Annotated in this window: 9 protein-coding genes and 1 riboswitch; of the genes, 3 read left to right on the plus strand and 6 right to left on the minus strand. The window is 70.4% G+C overall.

The window, feature by feature from the left end; all coding sequences use genetic code 11:
• Window positions 1-135: 135 nt before the first annotated feature.
• The 5 genes from EHF44_RS04570 to thiC form a co-directional block, all read right to left on the minus strand.
• Complete coding sequence (locus EHF44_RS04570; protein WP_124682653.1) at window positions 136-1,266, minus strand: thiamine phosphate synthase; 1,131 nt, start codon at window positions 1,264-1,266, stop codon at window positions 136-138.
• A complete protein-coding gene (locus tag EHF44_RS04575; protein WP_124682654.1) occupies window positions 1,263-2,111 on the minus strand; it encodes a thiazole synthase in 849 nt (282 codons plus the stop codon). The genes EHF44_RS04570 and EHF44_RS04575 overlap by 4 nt, the downstream gene beginning before the upstream one ends.
• 7 nt (window positions 2,112-2,118) lie before the next feature.
• Window positions 2,119-2,316 (minus strand): sulfur carrier protein ThiS, encoded by a 198-nt coding sequence (thiS, locus tag EHF44_RS04580; protein ID WP_124682655.1) that lies wholly within the window; start codon window positions 2,314-2,316, stop codon window positions 2,119-2,121.
• A 16-nt stretch (window positions 2,317-2,332) separates the two neighbouring features.
• Window positions 2,333-3,544 (minus strand): FAD-dependent oxidoreductase, encoded by a 1,212-nt coding sequence (locus EHF44_RS04585; protein WP_124682656.1) that lies wholly within the window; start codon window positions 3,542-3,544, stop codon window positions 2,333-2,335.
• Window positions 3,545-3,716: 172 nt separating this feature from the next.
• Window positions 3,717-5,594, minus strand: coding sequence for a phosphomethylpyrimidine synthase ThiC (gene thiC, locus EHF44_RS04590; RefSeq protein ID WP_124682657.1), 1,878 nt, complete (start codon window positions 5,592-5,594; stop codon window positions 3,717-3,719).
• A 126-nt stretch (window positions 5,595-5,720) separates the two neighbouring features.
• A riboswitch (TPP riboswitch) is annotated at window positions 5,721-5,823 on the minus strand.
• 253 nt (window positions 5,824-6,076) lie between these two features.
• On the opposite strand from thiC, the gene EHF44_RS04595 reads away from it, so the two are divergent.
• A complete protein-coding gene (locus EHF44_RS04595; RefSeq protein ID WP_124682658.1) occupies window positions 6,077-7,762 on the plus strand; it encodes an acyl-CoA dehydrogenase family protein in 1,686 nt (561 codons plus the stop codon).
• 181 nt (window positions 7,763-7,943) lie between these two features.
• A complete protein-coding gene (locus EHF44_RS28835; RefSeq protein WP_124682659.1) occupies window positions 7,944-9,485 on the plus strand; it encodes a methyl-accepting chemotaxis protein in 1,542 nt (513 codons plus the stop codon).
• Window positions 9,486-9,905: 420 nt separating this feature from the next.
• On the opposite strand, the gene EHF44_RS04605 is transcribed toward EHF44_RS28835, so the two are convergent.
• Window positions 9,906-11,588 (minus strand): GMC family oxidoreductase, encoded by a 1,683-nt coding sequence (locus EHF44_RS04605; RefSeq protein WP_124682660.1) that lies wholly within the window; start codon window positions 11,586-11,588, stop codon window positions 9,906-9,908.
• 238 nt (window positions 11,589-11,826) lie between these two features.
• On the opposite strand from EHF44_RS04605, the gene EHF44_RS04610 reads away from it, so the two are divergent.
• Window positions 11,827-13,230, plus strand: a complete 1,404-nt coding sequence (locus EHF44_RS04610; RefSeq protein ID WP_124682661.1) for a coniferyl aldehyde dehydrogenase — start codon at window positions 11,827-11,829, stop codon at window positions 13,228-13,230.
• Window positions 13,231-13,241 lie beyond the last annotated feature (11 nt).

The raw sequence follows: 13,241 nt of genomic DNA on the forward strand, positions 1-13,241 counted from the left end.
GGATCGGCCTTGCAGGACAGGAATTGGGGGAGACGGACGCGTTCGCTCCCCTCTCACGCAGGCGGGAGAGGGGCCGGGGGTGAGGGCCAGCGGTACAAACTGCCACCACCCCCACAAGCAAAACCCAACAAACCCTCAGCCAAACACCCCGATCAACCCGGCCACCGCCGCCGGCACATCGTCGGCCTCGGTGATCGCGCGCACCACGGCTGCGCTGCCGACGCCCACGGCCAGCACTTCGCGCAGGTTGTCGGCGTTGACGCCGCCGATGCCGACCAGCGACGGAATCACCGGCTGCATCACTTTCACGTAGGCCCGGAAGCGGCCCATGCCCTGCGGCTGGGTGGGCATGACCTTGGTGGTGGTCGGGAAGATCGCGCCAAGGGCGAGGTAGCTGGGCTGGATGGCCGCCACGCGCAGCATTTCGGCGTAGCCGTGCGTCGACACGCCCAGGCGCAGGCCCGAAGCGCGGATGGCGTCGAGGTCGGCGTCGTCCAGGTCTTCCTGGCCCAGGTGGATGCCGTAGATGCCGCTGTCGCCGCCGCAGGCCGCGTGGTGGTCGATCGCCACGCGCCAGTGGTCGTTGATGAACAGGCGTGACGCCGAGCCCTTGGCCGCGTTGGCGGCCCGGACCACTTCGGCGCGCACGGCGGCGGCATCGTCAGACTTGAAGCGCAACTGCACGGTCGGCACCTGCAGCGGTACCAGCCGCTCGATCCACGCGGCGGTGGGCATCACGGCGTAGAGGCCCAGGTCCGGCGGGCACTGGGCGAAGGCGGCGGGCGGCTGGTCCGGCGACGCCAGCGCGGGCTGCCGCACACGCGGGAAGCGGCCGAAATCGGCGGGCCACGCGGTGCTGCCCGGCTGCCAGGCGCGTGCGATGCACAGCGCGTCGTGGGCCGGGAAATGCAGCGACAGCGCCGCGGTCAGCACGGCCACGAACGCCGGCGAGTGCGGCGCGCCGTCATCGGCGTCCGATGCCAGCACCCAGGTGCCCATCCACGACCGCACGGTGTCGATCCAGCGGCCGCCCTCGCGCACGGTGGCGATCAGCACCGCATTGGCGCCGGCCACGCGATCGACCGCCGCTGCCGGCGCCTCGCCCTCGGCCAGCAGCACGTCGTGGCGGCCCAGCGTGGCGGGCGCGTCGGCCAGCGTCCACGCCTGCCACGGCGTGGCGTCGTGCCCGAACACCGGCGCGTAGCGCCGCGCCAGATCCTCGAACAATGCGGCGTCGATGGCCGCGGCTACGCCCTGGCGCGTCATGCGCGGTCCTCCGCGCCCTCGGCGTGCCAGAACGGCATGCCCACCACCGGCGTGCTGGCCTGCGCCACCTCGCGCTCGGGCATCGGCCCGGCCAGGTAGGCGGTGCGCCCGGCCTCCACGGCCAGCGCAAACGCGCGCGCCATGTTCACCGGATACGCGGCCTGCGCCACGGCCGTGTTCAGCAGCACGCCGTCGTAGCCCCATTCCAGCACCTGCGCCGCGTGCGACGGCAGGCCCAGCCCGGCATCGACGATCAGCGGCGTATCGGGCAGGCGGTCGCGCAGCGTGCGCATGGCGTGCGGATTCACCGCGCCCCGGCCCGTGCCGATCGGCGCGGCCCACGGCATCAGCGCCTGGCAGCCCACGTCCAGCAGGCGCCGGCACAGCACCAGGTCCTCGGTGCAGTACGGCAGCACCTTGAAACCTTCCTTGACCAGCGTCTCGGCCACGGCCGGCATGTTCAGCGTGTCGGGCTGCAGCGTGTAGTCGTCGCCAATCAGCTCCAGCTTGATCCAGTCGGTCTCGAACACCTCGCGCGCCATCATGGCCGTGGTGATGACCTCCTGCGCGGTGAAGCAGCCGGCGGTGTTGGGCAGCACCGGCACGCCCAGCGTGCGCAGCATCTGCCAGAACGTGTCGCCGCCCAGCGTCTGGCCGTCGCCGCTGCCCACCGCCGTCTGGCGGCGCAGCGCCACGGTGATCATGGCCGGGCGCGACGCCTCCACGGCCGCCTGCAGCGTGGCCGGCGACGGGTAGCGCGCGGTGCCCAGCAGCAGCCGGGAGTTGAACGATTCCCCGTACAGCACGAACGGATCGCGCAAGGTTTCAGTCGGTTCGAATGTCATGGTGTGGTCAGCCTCCCGTCACGGGTTGCACGAGGTCGATCTGGTCGCCCGCGTTGAGCGCGGTGGCCGCATGGGCGGCGCGCGGCACGAACTGGCCGTTCACGGCGGCCGCGAACGGCGGCGCGATGGCCGCGGCCGTCACGGCGTCCGCCAGCGTGGCGGCGTCTGGCAGGTCCAGCGGTTGGCCATTGAGCAGGATTTTCATGGTCGGGGGGTTCGGGTTAATGCAGCGTGCCGCCGGACGCGTCGGACCGCGCGCGCCGGCCGGATGATGCCGGGTCGGACACGGCCTCGATCATGCCGGGCCAGCGCAGCGCGGCCGGCACGGCGTGGGCGGCCGGATCGGCGTCCAGCATCGCGCGCACCACGTGGCAGGCGGCCTCGGTCACGGCCGGCGCGATCAGCCAGCCGTGGCGGTACAGGCCGTTGACGCGCACCACGCGGGCCCGCTGGTCCACGCGGATCGCGGGCAGGTGGTCGGGCCGGGTCGGGCGGCGCTGGACGTTGAGTTCCAGCACGCGCGCCTCGCCAAAGGCGGGATGCAGCGAATGGGCCGCCGACAGCAGCTCCAGCGCCGAGCGCACGCTCATCGGCGATTCGTCCTCGCTTTCCAGCTCGGTGGCGCCAATCACATACAGGTCGTTCGGCTTCGGCGCGATGTAGATCGGGTAGCGCGGATGCAGCAGGCGCACCGGGCGGTGCAGCTTCACGTCCGGCGCGTGGACGCGGACAACCTCGCCACGCAGCCCGCGCAGCCCCGGCAGCGCCTGGCCGCCGGCCGCGCCGGCTTCGGCCCATGCCGCGCGGGCGCCCAGGCCCCGGCAGTCCAGCACCACGCCGGCGTGGATGCCCAGCGCGGGCAGCGCATCGGCGTCGATCTCGCCCGCTTCCCACACGCAGTGCAGCCCTTCCTCGATCGCGCACGCCAGCAGCGCGCGCATGGCGCCACGGTTGTCGAGCTGGCCTTCGCCCTGCAGCAGCAGGCCCTGCGGAAAGCGGCCCGCCAGCGCGGGTTCCACCTGGCCGACGCCATTGCCGTCCAGCGCGCGCAGCCGCGCCTGCACCAGTTCCGGCGGCGCCACGGCGCGCATGCGGCCCGTGAACAGGGACACCTCGCTGCGGTCACGCGCGTGCCAGACCACTAGCGTGCCGTCTTCCTGGAAGAACACCGGCTCGGGCAATTCCTGCAGCCAGGTGCGCCACAGGTCGACGCTGGCGATGCCCAGGTCGACGATGCGCCGTTCGGCGATGGCTGATTCCGCCAGCGGCGCCAGCATGGCCGCGGCCACGTGCGCGGCCGATCCGCTGCCGTCGGGGCCGCCCCGCTCCACCAGCGCCACGCGGGCACCGGCGCGCACCAGTTGCCAGGCGGACAAACGTCCGGCCAGGCCGGCGCCGAGGATGGCGACATCGAAGGACTGTACTGCTGTCATAAGCTTGCTTGCCGGCGGCGTTGGCATCCTGCGTGGCGCCGCCGGCCTCCTGTTGGGTGAATACCGCCGCGCCGCGTGGGGGCGCCGCGCGCGGGACTCTGTACTGCGGTACTGCGGGGCGGGACGCCGCGTGGGCGCCCGCCCGTCCTGCAAGGTACGGCGTGGATGGCGCTTACGAGTAGATCTTGGCGCCCGACTTGACGAACTCGATCGACTTTTCCTCCATGCCGCGCTGGGCGTCCGGCAGCGACGCCGCGTAGTCGCGCACTTCCTGCGTGATCTTCATCGAGCAGAACTTCGGCCCGCACATCGAGCAGAAGTGGGCGATCTTGGCGCCTTCGGCCGGCAGCGTCGCGTCATGGAACGACCGCGCGCGCTCCGGGTCCAGGCCCAGGTTGAACTGGTCTTCCCAGCGGAACTCGAAACGTGCCTTGGACAGCGCATTGTCGCGCAACTGCGCGCCGGGCCAGCCCTTGGCCAGGTCGGCGGCATGGGCGGCGATCTTGTACGTGATGATGCCCTCGCGCACGTCTTCCTTGTCCGGCAGGCCCAGGTGTTCCTTCGGCGTGACGTAGCACAGCATGGCGGTGCCCATCCAGCCGATGTTGGCGGCGCCGATGCCGCTGGTGATGTGGTCGTAGCCCGGCGCGATGTCCGTGACCAGCGGCCCCAGCGTGTAGAACGGGGCTTCGTAGCAGTGCTTCAGTTCCTCGTCCATGTTGGCCTGGATGCGCTGCAGCGGCACATGGCCCGGGCCCTCGATCATCACCTGCACGTCGTGTTCCCACGCCTTGGCGGTCAGCTCGCCCAGCGTGCGCAGTTCGCCGAACTGGGCGTCATCGTTCGAATCGGCGATGCAACCGGGGCGCAGGCCGTCGCCGAGGCTGAACGACACGTCGTACGCCTTCATGATTTCGCAGATCTCGTCGAAGTGCGTGTACAGGAAGTTTTCCTTGTGGTGCGCCAGGCACCACTTGGCCATGATCGAGCCGCCGCGCGACACGATGCCCGTCACGCGGTCGGCCGTCATCGGCACGTAGCGCAGCAGCACGCCGGCGTGGATGGTGAAGTAGTCCACGCCCTGCTCGGCCTGCTCGATCAGCGTGTCGCGGAACATTTCCCAGGTCAGGTCCTCGGCGATGCCGCCGGTCTTGTCCAGCGCCTGGTAGATCGGCACCGTGCCGATGGGCACCGGCGAGTTGCGCAGGATCCACTCGCGGGTCTCGTGGATGTGCTTGCCGGTGGACAGGTCCATGATCGTGTCGGCGCCCCAGCGGATCGACCACACCATCTTTTCCACTTCCTCGGCCAGCGACGACGTCACGGCCGAGTTGCCGAGGTTGCCGTTGATCTTGACGCGGAAGTTGCGGCCGATCGCCATCGGCTCCAGCTCGGTGTGGTTGATGTTGGCGGGGATGATGGCGCGGCCGGCGGCCACTTCGCGGCGCACGAATTCCGGCGTCATGTCCTCCGGACGCAGCGGCAGCGCCGCACCCAGCGCGTTGCCCGGGTGCTGGCGCAGCAGGGCCTTGTACTCGGGCTTGTCGTACAGCGCCTGGAGATTCAGCGATTCGCGCAGCGCCACGTATTCCATCTCGGGCGTGATGATGCCGCGGCGCGCGTAGTGCATCTGCGACACGTTGGCGCCGGCCTTGGCGCGGCGCGGGTTCGTCAGCTGCGAGAAGCGCAGGTGGGCGGTGGCCGGGTCATTGGCGCGCGCCTGGCCGTATTCCGACGACAGGCCCTGCAGCACCTCGGTGTCGCCGCGCTCGGCAATCCACTGGGCGCGCACCGGCGGCAGGCCGGCCTTCAGGTCGATATGGACGTCCGGGTCGCTGTACGGGCCCGAGGTGTCGTAGACGGGAATCGGCGGGTTGGCCATCTCGCCCTTCTCGGTGCGGGTGGCCGTCTGCAGGATCGTGCGCAGCGGCACGCGGATGTCGGGGCGGCTGCCCACGAGGTAGGTCTTGCTGGAAGCCGGGTAGGCGAATTTCTGGTCCAGATCGCTTTCCAGCGATTCGAACGATGCGGCGGGGGCAGTACGGGCCATGGGTGTCGTCCTCTCTCTTGCGGGGATGGACGAAACCAGGAGCCCTGTGAGACCGGCCCGCGCGGCTGGCAGCCGGCGGCGGCGTCCCGGTGCGGCAATTCGCGGAATTCCCGCGGGACAGGAGCAATTCGGTTTTGTGAAACTTCCCACGCCGGTACTAGCCGGATCGGGTTCGAAGGGACTCTCTCAGCGCGCCCGGCCCATCCGGACGGCACCCCTGTTTCATCCAACGGGGTGAATTTAAGCACAAGCCCCACCGGGGCGCCAGCCGAAATCTGTTGCGTCAGCCGTGCGCGGTGGTATCGGAATCATGCTGCCATGCAGCAAGACCGGCGCGGATCGGGGGCGCGCGGGGGGCCTATTCGCAACCGATTGGCGCCCGCGTGCCCGAGGGTTGCCTCGGTATTGCGAACCGCCGAGTTGCCGTACCATGGCCGCAGCCCGCCCCCGTGCCGAGACGCATTGCCGACCCAGGAGATGCCATGACCGCCACATCCGTTGCCGACGCCGGCAGCGCGCAGACCCACAGCGTGTTCAACCAGGTGCCCGACCTGGCCGACTACAACCTGTTCGCGTCGGACCCCGGGCTGCGCGCGGCGCTGGACCGGCTGGGCGGCGGCTGGCACGCCGACGCGCTGGACGGCTACGGCGCGCGGCTGGGCGAGCCCGAGGTGCAGGCCTGGGCCGCCGACGCCAACCGCTACGCGCCCGAGCTGCACACCCACAGCCGCACCGGCGAGCGCATCGACACCGTGCAGTTTCATCCCGCCTGGCACCAGTTGCTGGCGCTGCTGCGCAGCCAGCAGTTGCAGGCGCTGCCGTTCGCGCAGCCGCGCCCCGGCGCCTGGGCAGCGCGCACCGCCGGCTACTTCCTGCAGGCCCAGGTGGAATCGGGCTCGCTGTGCCCCACGACGATGACGTTTGCGAGCATCCCGGTGCTGTCCAAGGAGCCGGCGCTGTTTGGCGACCTGGCGCCGCGGCTGTTCGATACCGGGCACGACGCCCGCGACCTGCCCTGGCGCGACAAGACGGCCGTGATGATCGGCATGGGCATGACCGAGAAACAGGGCGGCTCCGACGTGCGCGCCAACACCACGGTGGCGCTGCCGGTACGCGGCGACGGGCGCGGGGCCGAATATGCGCTGACCGGCCACAAATGGTTCTTCTCGGCGCCGATGTGCGACGCGCACCTGGTCGTCGCGCGGATGGGCGCGGCCGACGGCCCGCTGTCGTGCTTCTTCGTGCCGCGCTTCCGCGACGACGGCAGCAAGAACCTCATCCTGATCCAGCGGCTCAAGGACAAGCTCGGCAACCGCTCCAATTCCAGCAGCGAGGTGGAATTCCGCGGCGCCACGGGCATCCTGATCGGCGAGGAGGGCCGCGGCATCCCGACCATCATCGAGATGGCCACCAACACCCGGCTCGACTGCGTGATCGGCAGCGCCGCGCTGCTGCGGGCCGGGCTGGTGCAGGCGCTGCACCACGCGCGCCATCGCATGGCATTCGGCCGCCTGCTGGCCGACCAGCCGCTGATGCGCAACGTGCTGGCGGACCTGGCGCTGGAATCCGAGGCCGCCACGCAGATGATGATGGCGCTGGCCCACGCGTTCGAGCACACCGACGCCGACCCGCTGGCCGCCGCCTGGAAGCGCGTGATGACGCCGGCCGCCAAGTTCTGGATCTGCAAGCGCGCGCTGGAAGCCACCGGCGAGGCCATGGAGGTCTGGGGCGGCAACGGCTACGTGGAGGAAGGCCCGATGGCGCGGCTGTACCGCGAGGCGCCGGTCAATTCGATCTGGGAAGGCTCGGGCAACATCATGTGCCTGGATGTGCTGCGCGCGCTACAGCGCAATCCCGACGACGGCGCGCGGGTCTTGCAGGACCTTGCGCGGCTGTCCAACGGCGACGCGGCGGTGCGGGCCGAACTGGCGTCGCTGCAGGCCATGCTGCACGGCCCGGCGGAATCGCTCGAAGGCAGCGCCCGCCGCCTGGCGCAGGGGCTGGTGCTGACCGCGCAGGCCGCGCTGATGATCGCGCACGCGCATCCGGAGTCGGCGGCGCAGTTCGTCGCCAGCCGCCTGGGCCGCCAGCACGGCCGCGTGTTCGGCACGCTGGATGCCGATAACGCCACCCTACAGCGCATCGCAACGCGCGCCTGGCCGGCCTGAAGGGCGCCGGCGGCACCGCTGTGCGGAAATCGCACAGCGGTTGCTGCAAGGCACCATGGGCCGCTTCAGCAGTGACGGCCCCTGCCGTAAACGTTGTGGCGACGGGCTCCCCGCCCGCCTGCGAAAACCAAGTCGCCCACAACGGACGGCCCCGCCAAGCAACGCGGGCCGCCACCCCCTCATGAATATCAGCAAACGCCTGCTTCTCACGTTGTCCCTGGCATTACTCGCCCTGTTGTTCGTCGGCCTTGGCGGTATCTGGCAGATGAACGAGTCCGAAGAACGCTTCGAATACTTCAACGACAACACGCTCGCCAGCGTGCGCGACCTGAACAACCTCAGCGGCGCGCTGGCCAGCGTCCGCGTATCGCTCTACCGCCATGCGATGACGGCCGACATCAAGGCCAAGGCCGACGCCGAGGCCATGCTCGACAAGGCCAACCAGCGCTTTGACGCGCTGCTGGCCAAGTACGAGCGCGACGACATCTCCGACGACACCGACCGCAAGCTGCTGGAAGCCGACCGCGCGGCCATGAAGGCGTACCGCGACCAGTTCGGCCCGTTCCTGGAGAAATCGCGCAACAACGATTTCGAGGCGACCCAGCAGATGATTACCAGCGGCCCGGTGCACGTAGCGTCGTCGGCCGTCCGCAAGGCGCTCGACGAACACCTGGAATACAACACCAGGCTCGGCGACGAGGCCGTGGCCCACAACAAGGCACGGCACCAGACGTCGGTGCGCGTGTTCTCGGCCGTGATCGTCATCGCCGTGGCGTTGACCGCGTTCCTGGCGCTGGGCCTGTACCGTCGCATCCGCGGCAGCCTGGCGGAAATCCAGGGCACGCTGGCCCACGTCAGCCAGACGCTGGACCTGGACCACCGCGCGCCGGTGGACCGGCTCGACGAGATCGGCCTGACCGCGCAGTCCTTCAACGCGCTGATCGACCGCGTGGCCGGCACGCTGCGCGAAGTGCGGCGCTCGACCGATTCGGTCAGCGTGGCGGCGGCGCAGATCGCGGCGGGCAACGTCGACCTGTCGTCGCGCACCGAGCAGCAGGCCGCGTCGCTGGAAGAAACCGCGTCGAGCATGGAGCAACTGACCGCCACCGTGCGGCAGAACGCCGAGAACGCGCGCCAGGCGTCGTCGCTGGCATCGAACGCCGCGCTGGTGGCCGACGAAGGCAACCATTCGGTGCAGCAGATGGTGGGCACGATGGGCGCCATCAGCACCAGCTCGGAGCGCATCGCCGAGATCACGAACCTGATCGAGGGCATCGCCTTCCAGACCAACATCCTGGCGCTCAACGCCGCCGTGGAAGCAGCACGCGCCGGCGAACAGGGCCGCGGCTTCGCGGTGGTGGCCGGCGAGGTGCGCAGCCTGGCGCAGCGGTCGTCCAGCGCGGCCAAGGAGATCAAGGAACTGATCGAGGCGTCGGTGGACACGGTACGCACCGGCTCCACGCAGGCCGAGGAAGTCGGCAAGACCATGACCGACATCCGCCAGGCCGTAAAGCGCGTGTCCGACATCATCGCCGAGATCTCGGCCGCCTCGCAGGAACAGAGCGCCGGCATCGACCAGGTCGGCCACGCCGTCGGCCAGATGGACCAGGTCACGCAGCAAAACGCCGCCCTGGTCGAAGAAGCCGCCGCCGCCGCGCAATCGCTGGACGAACAGGCCGGCCGCCTGCGCGACATGGTGGGACAGTTCCAGATGCGGGGGTGACGGGTGACGGGTCGCGATTTGCACCGCTGGCCCTCTCCCCCGGCCCCTCTCCCGCGTGCGGGAGAGGGGAGACAACACACAGGCTTCAGACTGGGCGTCCGACTTCAGACTGGGCATCGACCGCTGGTTTGCTCCCCTCTCCCGCCAGCGGGAGAGGGGCTGGGGGTGAGGGCGTTGAGCCTCTGCTTGCCGACTGGTCGCGGTTTGCACCGCTAGCCCTCTCCCCCGGCCCCTCTCCCGCGTGCGGGAGAGGGGAGAAAAAATGGGGCTTCAGACTGGGCGTCGACCGCTGGTTTGCTCCCCTCTCCCGCGCCAGCGGGAGAGGGGCTGGGGGTGAGGGCGTTGAGCGTCTGCTTGCCGACTAGTCGCGGTTTGCACCGCTAGCCCCTTCCCCCGCGTGCGGGAAAAAACCCCCAACCCTCAATCCGCCACCGCCGCCTCCCTGATCCGTAGCGTCACGTGTGGTGCGTAGCGGATCAGATCGTGGGCGCGTTCGCCGATCATGATGGCGGGGGCGTTGGTGTTGCCGCCGATCAGTGTCGGCATGATCGAAGCGTCGACCACGCGCAGCGCCTCGACGCCGCGTACGCGCAACTGAGGGTCCACCACCGCCAGCGCGTCCATGCCCATGCGGCAGGTGCCCACCGGGTGGTAGATCGTGTCGGCGTGCTCGCGGATCCAGGCGCGCGCGGTGTCGTCGTCGGTGCCATCCAGCCGCAATGCGTCGGAATACAGCTCCCGGCCGCCGAAGCGGGCCAGCGGTGGCTGCGTGACGATGCGGCGCACGATGCGCAGCCCCTCCAGCAGGTCATCCATGTCCTGCGGATCGGACAGGTAGCGCGGATCGATGCGCGGCGCGTCGCGCATGTCGGCGGATGCCAGCCGCACCTCGCCCCGGCTGCGCGGGCGCAGCACGCAGACGTGGCACGAATAGCCATGGCCCAGGTTGACGCGCCGCATATGGTCGTCGGCCATGCCGATCACGAAGTGCAGCTGCAGGTCCGGCTCGGGCAGCCCCGGCCGGCTGCGTACGAACGCGCCGGCCTCGGCGAAGTTCGACGTCATCATGCCGCTGCGGTCGCGCCGGTAGCGCAGCCATTCGCCGATCAGCCGCCGCGCGCCGCCCAGCGACACGCCGAACAGTTCCGGCGCCGCCACGCGCTTGTGGACGATCACGTCCAGGTGGTCCTGCAGATTGCCGCCCACGCCGGGCAGGTCGTGCACCACCGCCACGCCGTGCTCGCGCAGGTGCGCGGCCGGCCCCACGCCCGACGCCATCAGCAGTTGCGGCGATCCGAACGCGCCGGCCGACACGATGACCTCGCGGCGCGCGCGCAGCACCACCTCCTGGCCGTCGCGCCAGGCCAGCACGCCCACCGCGCGCCGGTGCTCGAACAGGATGCGCAGCACCTGCATGCCCGTCATCACATGCAGATGGCTGCGCCCGCCGTTGCAGTGCCGGTCGCGCGCGTTGCCGCCGTGCAGGTAGGCCCGGGCAGCGTTCCAGCGTTCGCCGTTGTGCTGGGTCACCTGGAACCAGCCCGCGCCCTCCTGTTCCTCGCCGTTGAAGTCGTCGTTGCGCACGATGCCCGCCATCTGCGCGGCATCGATGAAATGCTGACCGAACGGATTCGGCGAGCGCAGGTCGCTCACGTGCAGCGGGCCGGTGCCGCCGTGCAGCGGATCGTCGTCATGGCCGGCCACGCGCTCGTTGCATTCGGCGCGGCGGAAGTACGGCAGCACGTCGTCCCACGACCAGCCGTCGCAGCCGGCGGCTGCCCAGTCGTCGTAGTCGGCCGGGCGCCCGCGCATGTAGATCATCGCGTTGATGGCCGACGACCCGCCCAGCCCGCGTCCGCGCGGCTGGAAGCCCCGCCGCCCCGCCAGGCCGGCCTGCGGCACCGTCTGGAAGCCGTAGTTGCGTGCGCCGGCGCGCGGCAGCATGGCCGCGCAACCGGCAGGTGTGCGTACCAGCACATGGTGGTCGTGCGCGCCGGCTTCCAGCAGCGCGATGCTGTCGGCGCCGCTGTCGGCCAGCCGGCCCGCCAGCGCGCAGCCGGCCGATCCGGCCCCCACCACGAGATAGTCGAAAGTCGTTTCCATCTGTCTCCCCGCGTGTGCCCGGTGCCGGTGCCCTGCCCCGGCGGACCATGCCGGGAAAAATCCAGTTTAGGCGCTGCCGCCAGCCGGGTGAAGCGGGGCAACCCCGACACCCGCGCCGCCCGCGCGCGCTGCCGCACGCCGGCGTTTGGGAGCCATCCTCCATTGATATAACGGGCGGGCTGGCATATGGTGCGCGATGGCCCATGGAATACGGGTCGCGCCAACGAGGAGACCGCCGATGAGAGAAGTGCCCGCCATGTCCACGGTGTTCAACGCCATGCACGCGGCATCGCGCCACGACCAGGCGCCGGCCTGGACGCTGCGCGCCGACCGGCTGCGCCGGCTCAAGGCGCTGGTGCGCGATCACCACGACGCCATCGCCGCGGCCATCCATGCCGATTTCACCAATCGGCCGCGCCAGGAAACGGCGCTGCTGGAAGTGTTTCCGAGCCTGTCCGGCATCGATGACGCACTGCGGCACGGCAAGCGCTGGATGCGCGTGCGCCGGGCGAAGACCGGTCTCTGGTTCCAGCCCGGCAAGTCGCGCCTGATGCCCCAGCCGCTGGGCGTGGTCGGCATCGTCGTGCCATGGAACTACCCGCTCTACCTGACCATCGGGCCGCTGACCGGCGCGCTGGCGGCGGGCAACCGGGCCATGATCAAGCTGTCCGAGTACACGCCGGCGTTTTCCGAGCTGTTCGCGCGGCTGGTGCAGGCGTCGTTCGCGCCCGACGAGGTGGCCGTGGTCAATGGCGATGCCGACATGGCCGCCGCGTTCACCGCGCTGCCGTTCGACCACCTGCTGTTCACGGGCTCGACGAGTGTCGGCCATCACGTGATGAAGGCCGCCGCCGCCAACCTGACGCCGGTGACGCTGGAACTGGGCGGCAAGTCGCCCGCGATCATCGGCCCGGGTGCCGATTTCGAGCGCGCCGTGGAGCGCATCCTGGTGGGCAAGCTGCTCAACGCCGGCCAGACCTGCATCGCGCCCGATTACGTGCTGGTGCCCGACGCCCAGCGCGACCGCCTGATCGACGCCGCGCGCCGCGTGGTGACGCGGCTCTACCCCGACATCGCCCGCAACCCCGACTACACGAGCATCATCAGCCCGCGGCATTTCGACCGCCTGGTGTCGCTGGTGGACGCCGCGCAGGCCGCCGGCGCCCGCGTGGTGCCGCTGACCGATGCCGCGCCCGACGCCGCCGCGCGGCGCCTGCCGCCCGTGCTGCTGGCCGATGTGCCGGACGACCTGCGCGTGATGCAGGAGGAAATCTTCGGGCCGGTGCTGCCGGTGGTGGGATACGCCAGCCTGGACGACGCCCTCGCGTACGTCAACGCGCGGCCGCGCCCGCTGGCGCTGTATGTGTTCGACAAGGGGGGCGACGTGGTGGACCGCGTGATGCGGCAGACCGTGGCCGGCGGCGTGACCGTCAACGACACGCTGTTCCACATCGCGCAGGACGGCCTGCCGTTTGGCGGCGTGGGGCCGAGCGGGATGGGCTGCTATCACGGCCAGGCCGGCTTCGAGACGTTCTCGAAGCTCAAGCCCGTGTTCTACCAGTCCGGGCTCAACGGCGCCGGGCTGCTCAAGCCGCCCTATGGCGCAAGGTTCGCGTCGATGCTCAAGCTGCTGATGCGCTAGCCCCGCGCGGG

The organism is Cupriavidus pauculus, assembly GCF_003854935.1.
GTDB lineage: Bacteria > Pseudomonadota > Gammaproteobacteria > Burkholderiales > Burkholderiaceae > Cupriavidus > Cupriavidus pauculus_C.